The sequence below is a fragment of the Litorisediminicola beolgyonensis genome, from assembly GCF_042679605.1.
GTDB lineage: Bacteria > Pseudomonadota > Alphaproteobacteria > Rhodobacterales > Rhodobacteraceae > Litorisediminicola > Litorisediminicola beolgyonensis.
Map to the genome: position 1 here is coordinate 31,929 of NZ_JBHTMU010000017.1, position 20,959 is coordinate 52,887.

Annotated in this window: 26 protein-coding genes and 1 pseudogene; 24 read left to right on the forward strand and 3 right to left on the reverse strand. The window is 68.6% G+C overall.

Going from position 1 to position 20,959, the window contains the following annotated elements; translation table 11 throughout:
- Nucleotides 1-80 precede the first annotated feature (80 nt).
- The 8 genes and pseudogenes from ACFQ4E_RS11110 to ACFQ4E_RS11145 all read left to right on the forward strand — a co-directional run bounded on the left by ACFQ4E_RS11110 (nt 81) and on the right by ACFQ4E_RS11145 (nt 4,858).
- Nucleotides 81-620 (forward strand): hypothetical protein, encoded by a 540-nt coding sequence (locus tag ACFQ4E_RS11110; RefSeq protein WP_386803515.1) that lies wholly within the window; start codon nt 81-83, stop codon nt 618-620.
- On the forward strand, nt 617-817 hold the full coding sequence (locus tag ACFQ4E_RS11115; protein WP_386803517.1) for a hypothetical protein: 201 nt from the start codon (nt 617-619) through the stop codon (nt 815-817). Before ACFQ4E_RS11110 ends, ACFQ4E_RS11115 begins: the two co-directional genes overlap by 4 nt.
- Nucleotides 810-1,190 carry a DUF6362 family protein gene (locus ACFQ4E_RS11120; protein WP_018303644.1) on the forward strand — a complete coding sequence of 127 codons (381 nt, stop codon included), beginning with the start codon at nt 810-812 and terminating at the stop codon, nt 1,188-1,190. Before ACFQ4E_RS11115 ends, ACFQ4E_RS11120 begins: the two co-directional genes overlap by 8 nt.
- 416 nt (nt 1,191-1,606) lie before the next feature.
- The gene (locus ACFQ4E_RS11125; protein ID WP_386803519.1) at nt 1,607-2,983 is read left to right on the forward strand and encodes a site-specific DNA-methyltransferase; all 1,377 of its coding nucleotides are present in this window, start codon (nt 1,607-1,609) and stop codon (nt 2,981-2,983) included.
- Between the two features lies 1 nt (nt 2,984).
- Nucleotides 2,985-3,494, forward strand: a pseudogene (locus tag ACFQ4E_RS11130) (DNA cytosine methyltransferase); the annotation flags it as partial.
- Between the two features lie 202 nt (nt 3,495-3,696).
- Nucleotides 3,697-4,179 carry a hypothetical protein gene (locus tag ACFQ4E_RS11135; protein WP_386803589.1) on the forward strand — a complete coding sequence of 161 codons (483 nt, stop codon included), beginning with the start codon at nt 3,697-3,699 and terminating at the stop codon, nt 4,177-4,179.
- Nucleotides 4,176-4,394 (forward strand): DUF7220 family protein, encoded by a 219-nt coding sequence (locus tag ACFQ4E_RS11140; protein ID WP_386803520.1) that lies wholly within the window; start codon nt 4,176-4,178, stop codon nt 4,392-4,394. Before ACFQ4E_RS11135 ends, ACFQ4E_RS11140 begins: the two co-directional genes overlap by 4 nt.
- 74 nt (nt 4,395-4,468) lie before the next feature.
- A complete protein-coding gene (locus ACFQ4E_RS11145; RefSeq protein WP_386803522.1) occupies nt 4,469-4,858 on the forward strand; it encodes a hypothetical protein in 390 nt (129 codons plus the stop codon).
- A 53-nt stretch (nt 4,859-4,911) separates the two neighbouring features.
- Here the strand turns inward: ACFQ4E_RS11145 and ACFQ4E_RS11150 are convergent, their stop codons facing one another.
- Both ACFQ4E_RS11150 and ACFQ4E_RS11155 read right to left on the reverse strand, forming a co-directional pair.
- On the reverse strand, nt 4,912-5,484 hold the full coding sequence (locus tag ACFQ4E_RS11150) for a DUF3489 domain-containing protein (RefSeq protein WP_386803524.1): 573 nt from the start codon (nt 5,482-5,484) through the stop codon (nt 4,912-4,914).
- Nucleotides 5,485-5,579: 95 nt separating this feature from the next.
- Nucleotides 5,580-5,852 (reverse strand): hypothetical protein, encoded by a 273-nt coding sequence (locus tag ACFQ4E_RS11155; protein ID WP_386803525.1) that lies wholly within the window; start codon nt 5,850-5,852, stop codon nt 5,580-5,582.
- 110 nt (nt 5,853-5,962) lie between these two features.
- Between ACFQ4E_RS11155 and ACFQ4E_RS11160 the strand changes: the two genes are divergently transcribed.
- From ACFQ4E_RS11160 to ACFQ4E_RS11195, 8 genes are all read left to right on the forward strand, one after another.
- Entirely contained in the window at nt 5,963-6,559 is a 597-nt protein-coding gene (locus ACFQ4E_RS11160; RefSeq protein ID WP_386803526.1) for a hypothetical protein, read from the forward strand.
- A complete protein-coding gene (locus ACFQ4E_RS11165) occupies nt 6,507-8,513 on the forward strand; it encodes a phage terminase large subunit family protein (protein WP_386803527.1) in 2,007 nt (668 codons plus the stop codon). The genes ACFQ4E_RS11160 and ACFQ4E_RS11165 overlap by 53 nt, the downstream gene beginning before the upstream one ends.
- Before the next feature lie 2 nt (nt 8,514-8,515).
- On the forward strand, nt 8,516-8,725 hold the full coding sequence (locus ACFQ4E_RS11170; protein ID WP_386803529.1) for a phage head-tail joining protein: 210 nt from the start codon (nt 8,516-8,518) through the stop codon (nt 8,723-8,725).
- Nucleotides 8,725-10,272, forward strand: coding sequence for a phage portal protein (locus ACFQ4E_RS11175; protein WP_386803531.1), 1,548 nt, complete (start codon nt 8,725-8,727; stop codon nt 10,270-10,272). Before ACFQ4E_RS11170 ends, ACFQ4E_RS11175 begins: the two co-directional genes overlap by 1 nt.
- Nucleotides 10,273-10,276: 4 nt before the next feature.
- Complete coding sequence (locus ACFQ4E_RS11180) at nt 10,277-12,331, forward strand: prohead protease/major capsid protein fusion protein (protein WP_386803532.1); 2,055 nt, start codon at nt 10,277-10,279, stop codon at nt 12,329-12,331.
- Nucleotides 12,332-12,408: 77 nt separating this feature from the next.
- Nucleotides 12,409-12,744, forward strand: coding sequence for a DUF2190 family protein (locus ACFQ4E_RS11185; RefSeq protein WP_386803534.1), 336 nt, complete (start codon nt 12,409-12,411; stop codon nt 12,742-12,744).
- A complete protein-coding gene (locus ACFQ4E_RS11190; protein WP_386803535.1) occupies nt 12,744-13,055 on the forward strand; it encodes a head-tail joining protein in 312 nt (103 codons plus the stop codon). Before ACFQ4E_RS11185 ends, ACFQ4E_RS11190 begins: the two co-directional genes overlap by 1 nt.
- A complete protein-coding gene (locus ACFQ4E_RS11195) occupies nt 13,052-13,681 on the forward strand; it encodes a DUF6441 family protein (protein ID WP_386803537.1) in 630 nt (209 codons plus the stop codon). Before ACFQ4E_RS11190 ends, ACFQ4E_RS11195 begins: the two co-directional genes overlap by 4 nt.
- Before the next feature lie 33 nt (nt 13,682-13,714).
- On the opposite strand, the gene ACFQ4E_RS11200 is transcribed toward ACFQ4E_RS11195, so the two are convergent.
- Nucleotides 13,715-14,320: a hypothetical protein gene (locus ACFQ4E_RS11200; RefSeq protein WP_386803539.1), complete on the reverse strand. Its 606-nt coding sequence runs from the start codon at nt 14,318-14,320 to the stop codon at nt 13,715-13,717.
- A 238-nt stretch (nt 14,321-14,558) separates the two neighbouring features.
- Here ACFQ4E_RS11200 and ACFQ4E_RS11205 point away from each other — a divergent pair, with 238 nt between their 5' ends.
- The 8 genes from ACFQ4E_RS11205 (at nt 14,559) to ACFQ4E_RS11240 (ending at nt 20,959) form a co-directional block, all read left to right on the forward strand.
- Nucleotides 14,559-14,978, forward strand: a complete 420-nt coding sequence (locus ACFQ4E_RS11205) for an acyl-CoA transferase (protein ID WP_386803541.1) — start codon at nt 14,559-14,561, stop codon at nt 14,976-14,978.
- 24 nt (nt 14,979-15,002) lie between these two features.
- Complete coding sequence (locus ACFQ4E_RS11210; RefSeq protein WP_386803543.1) at nt 15,003-15,944, forward strand: phage tail tube protein; 942 nt, start codon at nt 15,003-15,005, stop codon at nt 15,942-15,944.
- A gap of 2 nt (nt 15,945-15,946) precedes the next feature.
- On the forward strand, nt 15,947-16,384 hold the full coding sequence (locus ACFQ4E_RS11215) for a hypothetical protein (RefSeq protein ID WP_386803545.1): 438 nt from the start codon (nt 15,947-15,949) through the stop codon (nt 16,382-16,384).
- A 68-nt stretch (nt 16,385-16,452) separates the two neighbouring features.
- Nucleotides 16,453-16,611, forward strand: coding sequence for a DUF7697 family protein (locus ACFQ4E_RS11220; protein WP_154449671.1), 159 nt, complete (start codon nt 16,453-16,455; stop codon nt 16,609-16,611).
- On the forward strand, nt 16,604-19,021 hold the full coding sequence (locus ACFQ4E_RS11225; RefSeq protein WP_386803548.1) for a phage tail tape measure C-terminal domain-containing protein: 2,418 nt from the start codon (nt 16,604-16,606) through the stop codon (nt 19,019-19,021). The genes ACFQ4E_RS11220 and ACFQ4E_RS11225 overlap by 8 nt, the downstream gene beginning before the upstream one ends.
- Nucleotides 19,021-19,647: a phage distal tail protein, Rcc01695 family gene (locus ACFQ4E_RS11230; RefSeq protein WP_386803550.1), complete on the forward strand. Its 627-nt coding sequence runs from the start codon at nt 19,021-19,023 to the stop codon at nt 19,645-19,647. The genes ACFQ4E_RS11225 and ACFQ4E_RS11230 overlap by 1 nt, the downstream gene beginning before the upstream one ends.
- A complete protein-coding gene (locus tag ACFQ4E_RS11235; protein ID WP_386803552.1) occupies nt 19,644-20,528 on the forward strand; it encodes a DUF2163 domain-containing protein in 885 nt (294 codons plus the stop codon). The genes ACFQ4E_RS11230 and ACFQ4E_RS11235 overlap by 4 nt, the downstream gene beginning before the upstream one ends.
- A complete protein-coding gene (locus tag ACFQ4E_RS11240) occupies nt 20,525-20,959 on the forward strand; it encodes an NlpC/P60 family protein (RefSeq protein WP_386803553.1) in 435 nt (144 codons plus the stop codon). Before ACFQ4E_RS11235 ends, ACFQ4E_RS11240 begins: the two co-directional genes overlap by 4 nt.

Here is a 20,959-nt window from a genome sequence, read left to right on the forward strand (position 1 = left end):
ACGACGGCGGCCCCGTACCGCCAAGCACCAGACCGCCGTCGTCTTCCACCACCACAGGCCACCGGCAAAGGAGACCCATCATGGCTCAGCCGACTCTGATCCCGAATTGCGACGGCGCAAGGTTTGAATCGCTGCCGCTCGACACGCCCCGCAACCGCTGCATCCTCGCGCTCGACCTCGGCACCTCGACCGGCTGGGCGATCCGCGGCCATGACGACCTGATCACCAGCGGCACAGTCTCGCTGCGTCCCGGCCGCTTCGACGGCGGCGGCATGCGCTACCTGCGCTTCACCAACTGGCTGACCGAGATCGACCGGCTGTCCGGGCCCGTCGCCGCCATCTGGTTCGAGGAAGTCCGCCGCCACGCGGGCACCGACGCGAGCCACATCTACGGCGGGCTCATGGCCACGCTGACCGCATGGGCTGAGCTGCGCGGCGTGCCCTACGAGGGCGTCCCTGTCGGCACGATCAAGCGCCACGCCGCTGGCAAGGGCAATGCCGACAAGGCCGCGATGGTCGCCGCCGTCCGCGCCCGCGGCTTCAGCCCGGCCGATGACAACGAGGCCGACGCCATCGCCATCCTGCTCTGGGCGATCGAGACGAACGGGGGTGTCGCATGAGATGGCATCCCCACGGCTACGGCGGCCGACGCCGGGATCCCGAGCAGGTCAAACGCGAGGGCTGGCGGGAACAGGGCGTCCTCGCGGTCTCCGCCGATGACGACCGCCTCACCTGGCCCGAGCGTGAACTGGTCCGCCAGCTTGGCGAGAAGCTCTACGGGCCGCGCTCTTCCGACAGGGAGGCGCACCATGGCTGATCGCGAATGGACCGCCGACTGCGTCGCCGATCATTTCGAGGAGGCGTTCCGCACCTTGCGCAAGCTGCCGCCGGTGAAGGCCCAGGGCTACTTCAACACTTGGCCTGACATCGTGCGCACCAGCCGCGAGATCGCCGCGATGGAGCCCCAGCCGATGCGGGTCTGGCCCTCGGCCGCCGCGATCACTCGGCTCGAGCAGACTTTCGACTGGGTGCTCTGGATCGAGGAGGCGGAACGCAAGCTGGTCTGGTCGCGCGCGGCCCGTGTGCCGTGGAAGCAGATCAGCGGCGAACTCGGCTGCGACCGCACGACCGCCTGGCGTCGCTGGCAGCTGGCGCTGACCAAGATCGCTGCGCGCCTGAATGCGCAGTGACTCCAATGTGTTGCAACACTTTTCCCTTCGACATCTGCAACAGATCCATGCTATTCCGAAGGCAAGATGGGGAGAGTGCGCTGGAAGGCTCGCTCTCCCCTTTGCGTTGACGGGGGCCTTCTGGACCCCGGTATTCAGCGAGGGTCCGGCCGGGGTCCAGCCCACGGCAGTTTCCGGTTCCTTCCTGGCGACATTCGTATGCTGGCGGGCGAAGCGCGGGACTTCGCCAGCGACAGGGCCGGATTTTTGGGAAGCCACCCGGAAGCCGGAGCCACGCGCGCCCCGCGCAAACACCAATGAACGCTGGCCTTCCGACCGGAGACCGCCGGTAGCCGCTGGACCCCGCTTGGAGTCCAGCGCGGCATCCGGAGTCCGGAAGCCACCGGCATCCACCCGACCGAGGAACCTTGCCTGTCATGACGCTGAGCTTCGCCCCGGACGCGATCGAGATGTGGCCGCTGTCGCGCCTCCAGCCCTACGCGAGGAACGCGAAGGCGCACGGCGCGGACCAGGTCGCGAAGATCGCGGCCAGCATGGCGGAGTTCGGCTGGACCGTGCCCTGCCTCGTCGCCGACGACGGCGAGTTGATTGCGGGCCACGGGCGCGTGCTGGCGGCGACGCAACTCGGGCTGTCCGAGGCGCCGGTGATCGTGCTCGGGCATCTGACCGAGGCGCAGCGGCGGGCCTACCGGATCGCCGACAACAAGCTGACGGAATTGGGCACCTGGGACGAGGCGCTGCTGTCGGCGGAACTGAACGACCTCTTGGCCGAAGATTTCGACCTGTCGCTCGTCGGCTTCTCCGACGGCGAGTTGGACAAGCTGCTGGCCTACGTCGCGGAAGACGACGGTGAAGAAGGTGGCGCCGGGGGCTCCGTGCCGCCGGTGACCATCCCCGAACCGCCGCGCAACCCGGCTTCGCGGACGGGCGATCTCTGGATCCTCGGCGACCACCGCCTGCTCTGCGGCGACAGCACCAGCGCGGCCGATGTACGCCGCCTGATGAACGGCGAGCGGGCAATCCTGTTCGCGACCGACCCGCCGTATCTCGTCGACTACGACGGCTCGAACCATCCGACCCGCAACAAGGACTGGTCCGCGTCCTACGGCACGACCTGGGATGACAGTTCTCAAGGCGCGGAACTCTACGACGGCTTCATTGCCGCCGCCGTCGCCGAGGCGATCGCAGAGAACGCCGCCTGGTACTGCTGGCACGCCTCGCGCCGCCAGGCGATGCTGGAGGCTTGCTGGGAAAAGGCAGGCGCCTTCGTCCATCAGCAGATCATCTGGGTGAAGGACCGCGGTGTCCTGACCCGGTCGCATTACCTCTGGAAACACGAGCCCTGCTTCATGGGCTGGCGCCGTCCGAACCGCCCGCCGAAGGTGGCCGAGGAAACGCTGGCCTCGACATGGGCGCTGCCGTCCTTCGCCAAGGACGACCGGCCCGACCACCCGACGCCGAAACCGCTCGACGCCTTCGGGATCCCGATGCGCCAGCATGTGGCGCGGGGCGGGCTTTGCTACGAGCCGTTCTCCGGCTCCGGCTCGCAGATCATGGCGGGCGAAGCCAATTGCCGCCGCGTCTTCGCGATGGAAATCAGCCCGGCCTATGTCGATGTCGCCGTGGAGCGGTGGCAGGCCGAGACCGGGCGCGACGCGATCCTCGATGGCGATGGCCGGACCTTCGCTGAGGTGAGGACCGAGCGGCTGGGCGACGATGCCGAATCCCCGGTCGATACGCCCGACACGGACGCCGCACCCGAACCCGCGCGCAAGCGCAAGACCGCCGCGTGACATGCATGACCTGGCTTTACCTTCCTCCGGACGCGCTTCCGGAGCCGGAGACGCATGCCTCTTCGGCCTCTCCCTCTGCTCCGGCGCGGGCGGGCTCGACCTCGGGCTCGCCATCGCCATCCCCGGATATCGTGCTGTGGGCCATGTCGAACGGGAAACCTTCGCCGCAGCCACTCTCGTGGCGCGGATGGAAGACGCGTCCCTGGATCAGGCTGTTGTCTGGGACGACGTTGGAACCTTCGACGGCCGCCCGTGGCGCGGCGCGGTGGACATCGTCACTGCGGGCTATCCGTGCCAGCCGTTCTCGGTCGCGGGCAAGCGCCGGGGCGCGGACGACCCGCGCCACCTCTGGCCGCATGTCGCCCGCATCGTCGGCGAGGTCGAGCCGCCCTTCGTGTTCCTCGAGAATGTCGCCCATCATCTCCGCCTCGGATTCCCCGAGGTCGCCAGCGGACTGGTCGGCATGGGCTACCGCCTTGCGGCAGGCCTCTTCACGGCGGCGGAAGTCGGCGCGCCGCACAAGCGCGAGCGCCTGTTCATCCTCGCCATCCGCGAGGGGGACGAGCTGGCCGACCCCGCGCGCCTGCTCTGGCACCCGGTCGAGTGGCGGGAACCGGACGGAACTGCTGCGGCTCTGGCCGACGCCGAGGGCCAGCGCCAACGAAAACCGGCAGACGAAACCGACGCCATCGCAGGCTGCGGGCCAGCACGGCATGAACCTCGCGACGACAGCCGCGATGTGGCCGACGCCGCAGACCGACAGCTTCCGCAGCCGGGGTGGCGACAGGCGCGACGAGAAGGGTCTGGACCGAATGGCGCGGGACTGGCCGACGCCGATGGCGAACGACGGCTGCAAGCCGAGCGCTGGCAACCGCAAGACAGCCGATCTGACCCATGCGGCGGGGATGTGGATGACGCCGACGGCCCGCGATCACAAGGATGGGGCGACGACACTGGCGAACACGCCGGTGAACGGCCTGCTTGGCCGCCAGGTCCTGGTGACGCCGATGGCTGGGAGCGATACCTCCGAGCCGCGCCGGACCTTGAACCCGCTGTTCGTCGAGGCGCTGATGGGCTGGCCCACCGGGTGGACCGGCTTCGGCTCTGTGGCAACGGCGTGGTCCCCTTGGTTGCGGCGCATGCGCTGCGAACTCTGGCGACTGAATTGCTGGCCGATGGATGAGGCAGCGGCATGAAGCAGTCCCGCCTCATGTCGCTGGTCGAGTCCGTCGCCAACGTGATCGTCGGCTACGGCGTCGCCGTGGTCACGCAATTCCTGATCTTTCCGATCTTCGGGCTGCACACGACGCTGGCCCAGAACCTGAAGATGGGCGCGGTGTTCACCGTGGTGAGCATAGCGCGGTCCTACGTCCTGCGGCGGCTGTTCGAACGGCTGCGGCGGAACACATAGCTTCGGGCAGTTACGATCTTTTTGCCGGCCGCGCATGACGTGTATGGTGTGCCAAGTTCAGTAGGGACAGCAGCATGCCGCAACTTGAAGTCAAAGGGCTTGATCGAAGCGAATGGGGAAATTCGATTGTTCGAGTGCATCACTCACATCGAAGCGGAATTGGTCGATATGGTGTCGCTCGAATAACAAACATGGCTGATCGATCGAGGTCATACGATACGGTTATTCTTGGCCACGATGACGACAGCGCGATCTACATGGCCTTTGATGCGAGGCAGGCGCTCGGAGTGGAAAAGGGCGAACGCCTGAATTTCGATCTCCAAGCGCTCGGATGGTTTGGCAAGATGCGCTGGTACCTTCGGACGCAGGATCCCCGGATCTATATCCCGGCGTGGCTCGCTGTTTGGTCGGTAGGCCTTGGCGCAATTGGGATCGTGCTTGGGGTCATTTCGCTTCTTGAATGATCATGCATGCCGCCGCCCAGTCGGGGCGGCGGCCTGAGTTCTTGCGCGGGCGATCAGGCTGCCGGAAGCCGATAGACCCGCCCGCGCCCATCGACCTTCTCCGAGGTCACCTCGAGCCCGAGTTTCTTCTTCAGCGCCCCGGCCATCGCGCTGCGCACCGTGTGCGACTGCCAGCCCGTCGCGGCCATGATCTCCTCAATGGTCGCGCCGTCCGGCGCGCGCAGCATGGCGATCAGGGTGGCCTGCTTGGTACCCTCGCGCGGCGTGCGCGCTTTGGGCGAAGCCTTCGGTTCGGTGGGGGTGTCCGGCGCAGGCTCCTCGGTCGGCGCGTCCGTCGCGCCCGCAGGCGCGGCGTTCGCGTCCTCGGGCTCGATCCCGATGGCGGCGAGGCCTGCGTTGGTGGCGACCAGCGTGACGCCGTGTCCGTCGCCGGTCTCGCGCCAGACGGGCTCGCCAATGCGCATGTCGGCGTCGACCTCCTGCAGGAAGTTCTTCGCGAGCATCGCGCCGACCACCTTGGCGGCAGCGCCGCCGCGCAGGCTCTCGGGCAGCGGCAGGGCGATGCGGTCCTCGCGCTGTGCGGCGGCGCTGAGGATGATGGCTTGGGTGTCAGAAAGCTTGGTCATGGGGTCGTCTCCGTATTCGGGCCCGCGTCATGCGGCGCCTTCTACGATCCCGAGCCGCGCAGGGCGCGCGGCGGGAGTTCCGGCAGTGCCGGAGATCAGCGGGCGTGTTCGCCCTCGCCGAAGGCGCTGTCGGTGATGCGCCTCAGAAGGCTGGCGTAGTGTTCGAGGGTGCCGACCATCGCCCAGCCCGCCTCGTCGGGGGCGCAGTTGAAATGGTCGTCGCTGAGTGCCTGCAGGCGGGCGAGCATCTCGTCGATCTCGGCCTTCTTGCCGATGAAGGCCGCGAGCGCGGCTTCCTTGTTCCGGCGCGCCTTCTCGGCGCGGAGTTCGTGACGCGGGGTGGTGATCGGGTTCAGGCGGGTGGTCATCGTGGTGGCTCCGGGTGAGTTGCATCGCTTCGTTGGAGTGACATTCCCTCTGTCCGCGAGGCTTATCAACTCGATAAGCACATGATCTTGAATGATAATCGGAGCTGTCGATGCAGGGCATGAGCGAGCGCCAGTACGCCGCCCATGTCGGGCTGTCGCGGGGCGCGATCCAGAAGGCGAAGGCGGCCGAGCGGCTGGTCCTCTATCCCGACGGCAGCATCAACGCGGCCGCCAGCGACGCCCGGCGTGCCGAGATGACGGACCCGTCGAAGACGAGGATGCCGCCTGGGCCGAAGCTGAAGCCTGTTCCCGAGGCTGCAGTGGCCGCCGTCGGCGACACGCTGCGCGAACAGGGGCTGGCCGTGCCCGCCGTCGGCGGCGGCACGACCTTCCTGCAGGCAAAGACGGCCAACGAGGTGCTGAAGGCGCAGGAGCGGCGCATCCGTCTGCAGAAGCTGAAGGGGGAGTTGATCGAGCGGGCCCGCGCGCTGGCGCTGGTGTTCCGGCTGGCGCGGGAGGAACGGGACGCGTGGGTGAACTGGCCTGCGCGTGCGGCGGCGCTGATGGCGGCCGAGCTCTCGGCCTCGTGCCGCGACGCGACGGGCCAGCAGATCACCGTGGAGCCAGCCGCGATGCAGAAGGTCCTGGAAAAACATGTACGCGCCCACCTCGACGAACTCGCCGAGGTCCGGCCCGACTTCCGGTGAGAGCGGCGATGGCCTGACGGACTTCGACGGCGCGGGCGAGATCCTGCGCGCCTGGGGCAGCGGGCTGCGGCCCGACCCGGACCTGACCGTCTCGGAATGGGCGGACCGGCACCGGATGCTCTCGGGACGCGCCTCGGCCGAGCCTGGGCGGTACCGGACGGTGCGCACGCCCTACATGCGCGAGATCATGGACCGGCTGTCGCCCGGCGATCCCACGCAGCGGATCGTGTTCATGAAGGCCGCGCAGGTCGGCGCGACCGAGGCTGGGAACAACTGGATCGGGTTCGCGATCCACCAGGCGCCGGGTCCGATGCTGGCGGTCCAGCCGACGGTGGAACTGGCGAAACGCAATTCGCGCCAGCGGATCGACCCGCTGATCGATGAGAGCCCCGAGCTGCGGGACCGCGTCAAACCGGCCCGGTCGCGCGACGCGGGCAACACCATGCTGTCGAAGGAATTCGCGGGCGGCATCCTGATCATGACCGGGGCGAACTCGGCGGTCGGGCTGCGCTCGACCCCGGCGCGCTACATCTTCCTCGACGAGGTCGACGCCTATCCGGCCTCGGCCGACGAGGAAGGCGACCCGGTGACGTTGGCCGAGGCCCGGTCGCTGACCTTCGCGCACCGGCGCAAGGTGCTGCTGGTCTCGACCCCTACGATCCGCGGGCTTTCCCGGATCGAGCGCGAGTACGAGGCGAGCGACCAGCGCCGGTACTTCGTGCCGTGCCCGCATTGCGGCGCGATGCAGTGGCTGAAGTTCGACCGGCTGCGCTGGCAGAAGGGCAAGCCGGAGACGGCGGAATATCACTGCGAGGGCTGCGACGCGGCAATCGCGGAACACCACAAGACGGCGATGCTGGAGGGCGGCGAATGGCGGGCGACCGCCACGGCCGCCGATCCCGCAACGGTCGGCTACCATTTGTCGGCGCTCTATTCGCCGGTGGGCTGGCTCAGCTGGGTCCGCATCGCGCGCGGCTGTGAGGCGGCCCAAGGGTCGGACGAGGCGATCAAGGCATTCCGCAACACCATCCTCGGCGAGACATGGGTCGAAACCGGGGAAGCGCCGGACTGGCAACGGCTCTACGACCGCCGCGAGGTATGGAAACCGGGTACCGTTCCTGCGGGCGGGCTGTTCCTGACCGCCGGGGCCGACGTGCAGAAGGACCGGATCGAGGTCGATGTCTGGGCTTGGGGGCGGGGACTGGAAAGCTGGCTCGTCGATCACGTCGTGATCGAGGGCGGGCCCGACCGGCACGACGCGTGGTCAGAGCTGACGGCGCTGCTGGATCGGTCGTGGCCGCATGAACGCGGCGCGCATCTCAGGATCGCGCGGCTCGCCATCGACACCGGCTACGAGGCCCCGGCGGTCTATTCCTGGTCGCGGGCGCAGGGGTTTGGGCAGGTGTCGCCGGTCAAGGGTGTCGAGGGGTTCAACCGCTCGAGCCCGGTGTCGGGGCCGACCTTCGTCGATGCGACCGAGGGCGGTAAACGTCTGCGGCGCGAGGCACGGCTCTGGACCGTGGCGGTCTCGACCTTCAAGGCCGAGACCTACCGCTTCCTGCGGCTGGCGCGGCCGACCGAGGAGGAGATGGCCGACGGGGCCGCGTTCCCACCCGGCTCGGTGCATCTGCCGCATTGGGTCGAGAACGAATGGCTGAAGCAGTTCGTGGCCGAACAGCTGGTGACGGTGCGCACGAAGCGCGGCTTCGCCCGGCTGGAATGGCAGAAGCTGCGCGAGCGCAACGAGGCGCTGGATTGCCGGGTCTACGCCCGCGCCGCCGCCTGGATTGCGGGCGCGGACCGCTGGCCCGACGAGAAATGGCGCGACCTCGAGGATCAGCTCGGGGCCGCTCCAACCGACACCGATCCCGCCGGACAGATCAACCGGCAGGGACAGGCCCCGCAGGGCAAGCGCCGCTCCGACTGGCTCGGGCGGCGCGGAGGATGGTTCTGAACATGACCGACTGGACGGAAACCGAGCTCTCGGCGCTGCGCCGGGCCTATGCCAGCGGCACGACCCGGGTCAGCTACGACGGCAAGTCCGTCGACTATGGTTCGGCCGAGGACCTGCTCGCCCGCATCCGGACCATCGAGCGCGCCATTGCCGGGACCACGCGGCCGCTGCCGGTGGCCGGGCTCGCGGGTTTCTTGCGCGGGGATCGCTGATGTCGGCAAACTGGTTCGACAGGGCCATTGCCTCCGTCGCCCCTCGGGCCGCCGCCAGGCGCGTGCTGGCCCGTCAGGCCTTCGAGACCATGACACGGGGCTATGACGGAGCGGCGAAAGGGCGACGGACGGACGGCTGGCGCGCGCCGGGATCCTCGGCCGATACCGAGATCGGCGTGGCCGGGGCGCTCCTGCGCGACCGGATGCGCGATCTCGTGCGCAACAATCCGCATGCGGCCAAGGCCGTGGCGGTGCTGGTCAACAACATCATCGGCGCGGGCATCATGCCGCGCGCCGCCAGTGGCGACGAAAGGCTGGACCGCAAGGTCGATGATCTTTTCGAACGCTGGACGGCGGAGTGCGATGCCGACGGCCAGCTCGACTTCTATGGGCTCCAGACCCTGATCTGCCGCGAGATGGTCGAAGCGGGCGAGGTGCTGGTGCGCCGCAGGCTGCGGCGGGCGTCAGATGGTCTGCCGGTGCCGCTGCATTTGCAGGTGCTCGAGGCCGACTTCCTCGACGCCTCGAAATCCGGCGCGCTCGGCGCGGGCCGCCTTGTGCAGGGGATCGAGTTTGACCAGCTCGGCAAGCGCCGGGCCTACTGGCTCAATGCCGAGCACCCCGGCGATGCCTGGGGCGCGCTGAACGGCGGACTTGGATCGCGCCCGGTGCTAGCGACCGAGATCGCCCATGTCTACGAGAAGCAGCGGACGCAGGCACGCGGCGTGCCTTGGGGCGCGCCGGTGATCCGCAGCTTGCGCGATCTCGACGATTACGAGGTGGCCGAACTGGTCCGCAAGAAGACGGAGGCCTGCGTCACCGCCATCGTCTTCGGCGACGACGAGGCGCAGCAGGGCATCGCGCCCTCGGTGGTCGACGCCGACGGCAACCGGGTGGAGCAGTTCGAGCCAGGGCTGATCGCCTATGCGCGGGGCGGCAAGGACATCCGGTTCAACCAGCCCTCGGCCACCGGCGGCTACGGCGAATACAAGCGCGCCAGCCTGCACACGATCTCGGCCGGGTTCCGGGTGCCCTACGAGCTGCTGACCGGCGATCTCAGCCAGGTCAACTATTCCTCGATCCGGGCGGGGCTCGTGGAGTTCCGCCGCCAGATCGACGCGGTGCAGTGGCAGCTGTTCATTCCGATGTTCTGCACGCCAGTGTGGCGCTGGTTCACCGAAGCCGCATGGGCGGCGGGGCAGATCCCGTCGCCGACCGTGCCGGTCGAATGGTCGCCGCCGAAGTTCGAGGCGGTCGATCCGCAGAAGGACGCGATGGCGAACCTGCTGTCGATCCGGTCGGGCACCATGACGCTGGCGGAGGTGATCGCCCGGCAAGGCCGCAAACCCGACGCGGTGCTGGCCGAGATCGCCGCGACCAACGCGAAGCTCGATGCGCTGGGGCTGGTGCTCGACAGCGATCCGCGGAGGGTGACCAAGACCGGCAGCGCGCAGAGTAGCGATCCGGCGAACGACGACCCTGCCGCCGACGACACCAACGCTGACGCGGATTCAATCGACCCGGCGCAGGCCGACCAACAGGACTGACCCCATGGACACGATGATCGAACTGCCGGCCATGCGCCGGTCGGCGGAGCTTGCGCCGAACACGGCCGATGCCGACAGCCGCACCGTCGAGGTGGTCTGGTCGGCCGGGGCCCGCGTGCGGCGCGCCACCTTCTTCGGTGAGCCCTACGACGAGGAGCTGAGCCTCGATCCGGCCCATGTGCGGCTCGACCGGCTGAACGCGGGCGCGCCGTTCCTGAAGGTGCACGAGCTCGACACGCTCGACGCGGTGATCGGCTCGGTCGTGCCAGGCTCGGCGCGGATCGAGAACGGCCGCGGTATCGCCCTGGTGCGGATCAGCGAGCGCGCCGATGTCGAGCCGATCTGGCGCGACATTCAGGCCGGGCACATCCGCGCGGTCTCCATCGGCTACCAGGTCCACCGCTTCGAGGTCTCGAAGCCCGAGGCCGCCCGCGAGCTCTGGCGCGCGGTGGACTGGACGCCGTTCGAGGTCTCCGCCGTCGCCGTCGGAGCAGACCCGGCAGCGGGCTTCCGCGCCCAGCATCCCCTTCACGACTGCGTCCTCCACCGCCGGGACGCCCCCACAGAGCAAGGAGCATCCCCGATGACGGACAAGACCCAGACCCCGGCGCGCGACGCCGCAACCCCCGCCACCACCCAGCCGACCGAGCCGGTCGAAACCGAGGACACCACCATGACCGAGCCGAATGCGGCTGCGCCCGACCCGAAGGTCGCCGCCAGCGAGACGCGCGCGCAGCCGAAGACGCAGGCAACGCCGGCGCCCGACACCGAAGCGGTCGCCACCCGCGCCCGCGAGGCCGAGCGTGACCGGGTCTCCACCATCTACGATCTGGCCGGGCGGCTGAACCTCGAGCGCGGCTTCGCCGAGGATCTGGTCAAGCGTGGCGTCAGCGTGGACGAGTCCCGCCGCCTGATCCTCGATCAGGTCGCGGCGAAGTCCGACGAGACCCGGACCTTCCCCCATGTCTCGGTCCCCCTCGGCGGCAGGGACGAGCGCATCGCCCGCCGCGACGCGGTGGCGAATGCGCTGCTGCACCGCTACAGCCCGACGCTGTTCCAGCTGGAGGACGCCGCCCGCCAGTACCGCGGCATGACGCTGCTGGAGCTCGCCCGCGAAAGCCTCGGCAATGCCGGGGTGAACACCCGCGGTCTGTCGCGCGACGAGGTGGCGACGCGGGCGTTGCACTCGACTTCGGACTTCCCCGAGATCCTGTCGGCGGTGACCAACAAGACCCTGCGGCAGGCCTACGAGGCCTATCCCCGCACCTTCATGCTGTTCTGTCGCCAGGTGCTCGCCACCGACTTCAAGGCCATGCACCGGGTCCAGCTCGGCGAGGCCCCGCAGCTGCTCGAGGTGGGCGAGAGCGGCGAGTTCAAGCGTGGGACGCTCGGCGAGAGCAAGGAGAGCTACAAGGTCAAGACCTATGGCCGGGTGGTCGCGATCACCCGCCAGACGCTGATCAACGACGATCTGGACGCCTTCACCCGGATCCCGGCGATGTACGGCAACTCCATCGCTCAGCTGGAGTCGGACGTGGTCTGGGGGATCATCACCGCCAACCCGGCGATGGCCGATGGCAACGCGCTGTTCCACACCACCCACAAGAACCTCGCCGGGACCGGCGCTGCGCTCGACGTCGGCAGCGTCGGTGCGGCCCGAGCGGCGATGGCCAAGCAGACCGGTCTCGACAAGAAGACGGTGCTGAACGTCCGCCCCGCCTTCCTGATCGTGCCCGCCTCGCTGGAGCTGAAGGCCGAGCAGCTGGTCGCCCAGAACCTCGTGCCCGCCGCGACCTCCAGCGTGGTGCCGCAGTCGATCCGGACGCTGGCGCCGATCAGCGAGCCCCGCCTCGACGCCGCCAGCGAGACCGCCTGGTATCTGGCCGCCAGCCCGAACCAGATCGACACCATCGAGTACGCCTATCTCGAGGGTCAGCAGGGCGCCTACATCGAGACGCGCAACGGCTTCGACGTCGATGGCGTCGAGATCAAGTGCCGCCTCGACTTCGGCGCCAAGGCCATCGACTGGCGCGGCCTCTACAAGAACCCGGGCGCGTAACCCGCACCCCATGCTGAACCCTGACATGCGGGCGGTCCTGACGGGCCGCCCTTGGTCTTTCCACGAGGATCCTCCCCATGAAAACCTACGTCCAGCCCGGCAACACCATCACCCTGACCGCGCCCTATGCCGTCGCCTCCGGCGATGGCCTGCTCGTCGGTTCCATCTTCGGCATTGCCGCCGGGGCGGCCGCCCTCGGCGAGCCCGTCGAGGCCGCGCTCGTCGGCGTCTTCGACATCATCAAGGTCGGCTCCCAGGCCTGGACCGTCGGCGCGAAGGTCTATTGGGACGACACCAACAAGCGCTGCACCACGGTCGCGACCGACAACACCCTCATCGGCGTGGCCGTCGAGGCGGTGGCGAGCGGCGCGGGCGACACCATCGGCCGGGTGCGCCTGAACGCGGCCTTCTGATGAGCGCCTTCGCCGCCGCCGTGGGCGCGCTCTTCGGCGATCCGAACATCGGCCGGGACGCGGTCTACATCGCCGACGGCGGCGCGCCCCTGCTGGTGCGTACCGTCGCCCGGCGTGCGGACGCGGTCACCGACTTCGGCGACGCGCGGCTCTGGTCCGAAACCACCCGGATCGACCTGCGCGTGGCCGAGGTGGCGAACCCGCGCCCCGGCGACAGGATCGAGATCGATGGCGACGCCTTCCTCATCCAGGGAGAGCCCGTCCGCGACCGCGAGCGGCTGGTCTGGACCGTGGATCTGAGGCCCGCGTGAAACTGAAGCTCGACATCGATCCCGACATCGTCGCGATGATGGCGGCGGAGGTCGCGGCGGGCGAACGCGCTGTGACCGCCGCAATGCGCGAGGCCGGGACCGAGCTCAAGACAGCTTGGCGCACCCAGATCACCAGTGCGGGGCTTGGGCCCCGGCTCGCCAACTCGATCCGCAACCAGAACTTCCCGAGGTCGGGCGAAAGCCTGGATGCCGCGGCGCTGGTCTGGTCAAAAGCGCCGGTCATCGTCGGCGCGCATGACACGGGGCCGCTGATCCGCTCGAAGATTGGGTTCTGGCTGGCGATCCCGCTGCCCGCCGCAGGCAAGTCCCTGCGCGGCGGCCGGATCACCCCCGGCGAATGGGAACGGCGACGTGGGCTGCGCCTGCGCTTCGTCTATCGCCGCACAGGTCCGAGCCTGCTGGTGGCGGAGGGACGGCTGAACACGAAGGGTCAGGCGGTGGTGTCGCGCTCGAAGACCGGGCGCGGCAAGGTCACCGCGTCGATCTTCCTGCTGGTGCCGCAGGTCAAGCTGCCGAAGCGGCTGGATCTGGCGCGGGACGCGGACCGTGCGCTGGACAGCGTGCCGGGGCTGATCGTGGCGAATTGGGTGGAGGCGAAGCTGTAGGAAACTTCAACGAGCCGGGTCCTTGGCAAGGGCCTACCGAGCGAGTTTCCGAAGCTTCTGTCTCAACGACTGTGATGCGTGTTGCAGCCAGTCGACGCGATAACGGACTGGATCCTTCGGGTTCAGATCCTGCGGATCCTTCAGGCCAAGATAGATGTCGACTTGGCTTCCGCTGGATCGTGAGGGATGCGCGAGTGCTCCGAGAAGTTGTTCCTCCTGAATATGCCCCTGCGCGACGCACCAGTGGAGCGCATCAAGGGGCGTGGGCCCAAGCGCAAGGAAAAAGGCGTTATGTGGCAAGGCTTGCAAGGATGGCAGGAAATCCCTGTGGAAACCGGCAGCGAAGGCCTCGGATCGTAGAACTTGGTCAAAGCTGCCAGCGAACATCTTCCCATTTCTGAACGCTGCATGCGGAATGACGGAGGTGGCATGGAGTGCATCGTACGAAGTTGACCACAGCTCACCCGCGTCTCGGACGCCCAGCAACTCGTTGATCTTCGTTGCATTGAGCATCTTCACAAGGTTGGGGCGCATCGATTCATCCCCAAACGCCGCGAGGCTCTTCACCTGATAAAGGATCTGATCTTCGTTCATTCCTCTGGAGGACAGCGCCTTCACTTCATCGTATGCGAGCAGCATTTGGTGCGGTCCCGGCGTAATGCCGACAATCACGATTCTGGCGCACTTATTTACGTACTCGAATGGCATATAGAAGACGGTATCTCGTCCTCGTTGATCCACCACGAGTGCTGGATCATTTGCAGCCGAAGCGCCTCGTGACTCAATTACATGTCGGTATTTCGGGAAAAGAACAGGCTGCAATCTCGATCCTCCACTGACGATCAATGAAGTATCTGTAAGCGAACGGCTTTCCAAGATGCCCACCTCTCGTGAAACCATCCTCGCCGCGCTGCACACACGGCTCTCGGCGCTGCCCGCCACGGCCCTGCGCGGCGACGTGCTGCCCGAACGCGTGCCCGCAGAGGGCCTGCTGATCCTGCGCGACGGCGAACCCGGCGAGCCCGAAGTGACGCTGTCGCCGCTGCAGTACCACTACCAGCACCGCGCCGAGATCGAGGCGGTCGTGCAGGGCCCCGACCGTGACGCTGCCTTCGACACGTTGACCGCCAGCATCGGCTCGAGGCTTGCCGCTGACCGCACGTTGGGCGGGCTCTGCGATTGGGTCGAGGCCGAAGCGCCGCGGCCCGTGGATCTGTCGGTCGAAGGCGCGGCGAACCTGAAGGCCGCCGTGATCCCGGTGGTGCTGCACTATTCCACGGCCGACGCTCTGGCCTGACCCCGACAACCCGAGGAGAACACCATGGCACGAGCCCAGGGGGCGCGGGCGCTGATGGCGCTTGCGTTCGAGACGACCTATGGAACGCCGCCCGCGAGCGGCTTCACCCGCATGCCCTTCGCCAGCACCTCGCTCGGCGCGGAGCAGCCGCTCCTCAATTCCGAGCTTCTCGGCTACGGCCGCGATCCGCTGGCGCCGATCAAGGACGCGGTGACGGCGGACGGCGACATCGTCGTGCCGCTCGACGCGGAGGCCTTCGGCTTCTGGCTGAAGGCGGCCTTCGGCGCGCCGACGACCACGGGCGTGGAAGCACCGTACAGCCACGAATTCCAGTCGGGGTCCTGGACGCTGCCCTCGATGGCGATCGAGACCGGCATGCCGGAGGTGCCGCGATACGCGATGTACTCGGGCTGCGTGCTCGACCAGATCACCTGGCAGATGCAGCGATCGGGCCTGTTGACGGCCACAGCGCGGCTGGTGGCGCAGGGCGAGACGGTCGGGACCACGACCAGCGCCGGAACGCCCGCCGCACTGGAGCTGAAGCGCTTCGGCCATTTCAACGGCGCGATCAGCCGCAACGGCACAGCGCTCGGCAACGTGGTCTCCGCGGAGATCACCTATGCCAACAATCTCGACCGGATCGAGACGATCCGCTCGGACGGCCGCATCGACGGTGCGGACCCGTCCATCGCCGCGCTGACCGGTCGGATCGAGGTGCGCTTCGCCGACCAGACGCTGGTGACGCAGGCGATCAACGGCGAGGCCTGCGAGATGGAATTCGCCTATGTCCTGCCGTCCGGCGAGAGCTTCACCTTCACCGTGCACGCCGTCTACCTGCCGCGCCCGCGGATCGAGATTTCCGGGCCGCAGGGCGTGCAGGCCACCTTCGACTGGCAGGCCGCCCGCGACAGCGTTGTCGGCCGGATGTGCACAGCAACCCTGATCAACGACATCGAGGTGTACTGACGATGCTGACGCTCGACCTGACCAATGCCCCGCGCTGGCATGACCTCGCGCCCGGCGTCCGGGTGCAGTTGCGCCCGCTGACCACGGTGCTGATGGTGGCGACGCGAAGCGATCCCGCCGTAGAAGCGGTGCCCGAGGACGCCTCTGACGAGGAGCGCGCCGTCGCCTTCGCCAAAGCGCTCGCGCGGCGTGCCGTGCTCGCCTGGGACGGCATCGGCGATACCGACGGCAAGCCCATTGACCCGAGTCCGGACGCCGTCGATGCCCTTCTCGACCTCTGGCCGATCTTCGAGGCCTTCCAGTTGACCTATGTCTCGAAGGGCCTGCTGCTGGAACAGGAAAAAAACTCCTCCTCGCTCTCGCCGAATGGTCCTTCGGCGGGGGCGAGCGCTACTGCGAAGCCTGCGAGCGAGCCTGCCCGGACTGCCCGGCGCGGCTGAACCGTCCGGAAACGCCGGAAGGTTGGCAGGTCTGGGATCTCGTCGGCCGCCTTGGCGGTCAGCTGCGCGTGCTGCCGGGCGCCGTGATTGGCTGGGACATGTCGGCGGCGCTGGCCCTCGGGGACGCGCTCGGCGTGCCGCCGCTCGCCATGGCCGAACTGCTGCCCGTCATCGAAGCGGTGATGGTCGCCAAGCTCAACGAACAGATGGATCACTCCCATGGCTGAGAAGAGGGTCAGCGTCCGCCTCGCAGCGTTCGGCGGACGGCAGGTGCGCGCCGAGCTGGAAGGTGTCGGCGAAGCCGGGTCGCGCGGCTTCGGACGGCTGAGCCGGGAGATGGAGGCGGTGAACGCCCGGCTCGCGGCTTTCTCGCGCCGGGTCCGGGTCGCGGCCGCCGCTGCGGTGGCCGCCGCAGCCGCCGCTGGCGTGGCGATGATCCGCTCCGGCCTCCAGACGGTCGACGCGCAGTCCAAGCTCGCGCAGTCGCTCGGCACCACCGTCGCCTCGATCCAGACGCTCGAGCGCGCGGGCGAGCTGGCGGGCGTGTCGATGTCCGGTATCGAGCAGGCGACGAAGGACCTGACGCGCCGTCTCAGCCAAGCTGCGGCCGGGACCGGCCCCGCCGCCGACGCGCTCGACCGGCTGGGGCTCTCGGCCAACGAGCTGATCGCGCTGCCGCTGGACCAGCGGGTTGGTGCGATCAACGCCGCCATCGAGAGTTTCGTGCCTGCCGCCGAGCGCGCCGCCGTTGCGGGGCAGCTTTTCGGCGAGGAAGGCTCGATCGCCATGTCGCGGATCGACACGGCGACGCTGCGCCAGGCGACAGAGGACGTGCTTGCTTTTGGTGTGGTCGTCTCTGAACAGGATGCCGACCAGATCGAGCGGACGAACGACGCGATCTCCCGGCTCGGGCTGATCTGGCGCGGGTTGTCGAACCAGCTCGCAGTCGCCGCAGCCCCCGCGCTGGAGGCGGTTGCGGACGCCATGGCAGCGCTTGCCAGTCGCACCGGGCCGCTTGGCGTCGCGATCCGCGGCCTCTTCGACAACATCGGCCGCCTGACCACCTACGCCGCGACCTTCGCCGCCTTCCTCGCGGGCCGCTGGGTCGCCGGCATGGCCGCTGCGGCGCTCTCGGTCCGGGGCCTCGCCACAGCACTGGTCGTCCTGCGCGGCGCGCTGATCCGGACCGGCATCGGCGCGCTGATCGTCGGTGCGGGTGAGCTCGTCTACCAGTTCACTCGCCTCGTCTCCGGCGCGGGCGGGTTCGGCGAGGCGATGTCGCTCCTGAAGGACCTCGCCGTCGAGGTCTGGGAGCGGATCCGCATGGGCGCGGCAGCGGCTGGGGCCGCTGCCACCGCGATGTTCTTCGACCTGAAGGCGGACGCCGCGTTGGCCACGCAGAGCGCCATCGAGAGCGTCGTGGCCTTCGGCAACACCGCCGCGAACACCTTCGAGGGTGCCTATGAGGCGATCAAGGCGATCTGGGGCTTGTTGCCCGCCGCCATCGGCGACCTGGCGTTCCAGGCCGCCAACAGCCTGATCGACGGCGTGGAAGCGATGCTGAACGGGGTGGTCTCGCGGATCAACACGTTCATCGGCGGGATCAATCAGGGCCTGGAAGCGCTCGGGTCCGAACGACGGATCTCGATTATCCCGGATCTTGAGCTGGGCCAGATTGAGAACCGGTTTGAGGGTGCTGCGAGGGCCGCGACGACTGCCGCGCAGACGGCGTTCGACCGGGCCTTCGAAGAGAACCCGCTCACAAACCCCGATCTCGGGCTCACCGAGACGGCCAATTCTGCACTGGCCACAGCCAACACGTATCGCGGCGCCGCGCGGGATTTGGCCGAAGGTGCTCGTGCGCCACTTGCAAGCTGGCAGGCCCTGCGTGACGCTGTGCAGGGCAGCGCCGAGGGCGGCACCGATGCGCTGACTGAGGCAATGACTGCGGCGGAACGGTTCGAGACCGCGCTCGATGGGGCCGGACAGGCGGCGACCAATGCCGGTGCGGCCGCGGGTGCTGCGGCTGCTGCGGCCGAGCCCAACGTCGAGACGGCGGTCACCGGCTGGCAGGCGGTCACGGCGGCGCTGTCTGACTTCGCCAGCAAGGCCCGCGACATCGGAGGCGACATCGGCCAGAGCCTCGTCGGCGCCTTCCAGTCGGCCGAGAACGCGGTGGGCCAGTTCGTGAAGACCGGGAAGCTGAACTTCCGCGATCTCGTCACCACTCTGCTCGCCGATCTGGCCCAGCTCGCGGCGCGGCGGTTCATCCTCGGGCCGATCGCCAACGCGCTCTCTGGCGTGTTCTCCGGGGCGGGCGGCATTTTCGCGAACGTCCTGCATGCGGGCGGGATGGTCGGCTCTGCCGGGCCCTCGCGCATGGTCCCGGCCATGGCCTTCGCCGCTGCCCCGCGAATGCATGGCGGCGGGATGGCTGGGCTTCGTCACGACGAGGTGCCCGCGATCCTGCAGCGTGGAGAGCGGGTGCTGTCGCGACGCGAAGCGCAGAGCTACGGCGCAGGCGGCGGCGTCAATGTCACGATCATGGCCCGCGACGCCGAGAGTTTCCGGCAGTCCCGCACGCAGGTCGCGGCGGATATCGCCCGCGCCGTGTCGCTCGGGCGGAGGGGCATGTGATGGCGTTTCACGAGGTCCGGTTTCCCGACAACATCAGCCGCGGCGCGCGGGGCGGGCCGGAGCGGCGCACCCAGATCGTCGAGCTCGCCTCGGGCGACGAGGAGCGCAACGCGAGCTGGGCCAATTCGCGCCGTCGCTATGATGTCGCCTACGGCATCCGCCGCGCGGACGATCTTGCGGCGGTCGTTGCCTTCTTTGAAGCACGAAACGGGCGGCTGCATGGCTTCCGATTCAAGGATTGGGGCGACCATAAGTCCTGCCTGCCCTCGGCCACGCCATCGCCAACCGACCAGGCGATCGGCACCGGCGACGGCGCGATGACCGCCTTCCAGCTGGTCAAGCGCTACGCCTCCGGGGCGCAATCCTGGACGCGCGCCATCGCCAAGCCGGTGGCAGGCAGCGTCCGCATCGCGCTGTCGAGCGTCGAGCAGCCCTCCGGCTGGTCGGTCGACGCCACGACCGGCCTCATCACCTTCGCCGCCGCGCCGGGCTCCGGCGTCACGGTCACCGCAGGTTTCGAGTTCGACGTGCCGGTCCGCTTCGACACGGACGCGCTCGACGTGACGCTCGACCTCGAGCGGCTCGGCTCGATCACCTCCATTCCGCTTCTGGAACTGCGCCGATGAAGACACTTGATCCCGCCCTGCAGGCCCATCTCGAGGAGGGCACGACCATGCTCGCCTGGTGCTGGCGGATCACGCGCGCCGATGGCGTCACCTTCGGTTTCACCGATCACGACCGGACGCTGAGCTTCGACGGGACCGACTTCGAGCCCGAGAGCGGGCTCACGGCGTCGGAGGTGCGCACGGGCTCGGACCTGTCGGTCGATGCGCAGGACGCCGAGGGCGTGCTGACCTCCGACCGGATCACCGAGACTGACATCCTCGACGGCCGCTGGGACAATGCCGAGGTCGAGGTCTGGCGGGTGAATTGGGCCGATACGTCCCAGCGCGTACTGATGCCACGCGGGGCCATCGGGCAGATCCGGCGCGGGCGTCTGGCCTTCGTCGCGGAGGTCCGTTCGCTCGCGCATGTGCTGGGCCAGACGGTTGGGCGGACCTTCCAGGCGACCTGCGACGCTGCGCTCGGCGACGCGCGCTGCGGCGTCGATCTGGAAGAACCTGCCTTCAAGGGCACGGGCGCGGTGATCGATCTCCTGCGTGACCGCGCCTTCACCGCCTCGGGGTTGGGCGCATTCACCCCCAGCTGGTTCACATTCGGGACGCTGGACTGGACGAGCGGTGCAAACGGGGGGCGGCGCACCGAGGTGCTGGGCCATGACGTCACCGACGGCATCGCTGTGCTGACGCTGCTCGAAGCGCCGGTGCGCGCGATCACCGAGGGCGACGGTTTCGTAATCCGTGCGGGCTGCGACAAGCGGATCGAGACCTGTGGCGCGAAGTTCGCGAACACCGCCAACTTTCGCGGTTTCCCGCACATCCCCGGCCAGGACGCGGTGCTGCGCTACGCCACCAAGGATGGCGGCCACGAGGGGTCCGTGCTGTGACCTCCGCTAATCCCACCCGCGTCATCGCCATAGCGCGGTCCTGGCTCGGCACGCCGTACCACGACCAGGCCAGCCTTCGGGGCGTCGGCTGCGACTGCCTCGGGCTCGCGCGAGGCATCTGGCGCGATGTCGTCGGCCCCGAGCCGTTCCCGATCCCGCCCTACAGCCGGGACTGGGGCGAGACCGGGCCGCGCGAGGTTCTGGCCGAGGGCGCGCGGAGCATGATGGTCGAGGAGTCGCCCGCCGAGGCTGGTCCCGGCGCGCTGGTGCTCTTCCGCATGAAGCCCCGCGCCATCGCCAAGCATGTCGGGATCCTCACCGGGCCCGATACCTTCCTCCACGCCTATGAGCGGCTCGGCGTAATCGAGGAGCCGCTCACGCAATTCTGGCGGCGGCGCATCGCCTTCGCCTTCCTGTTTCCGCAACGCTGA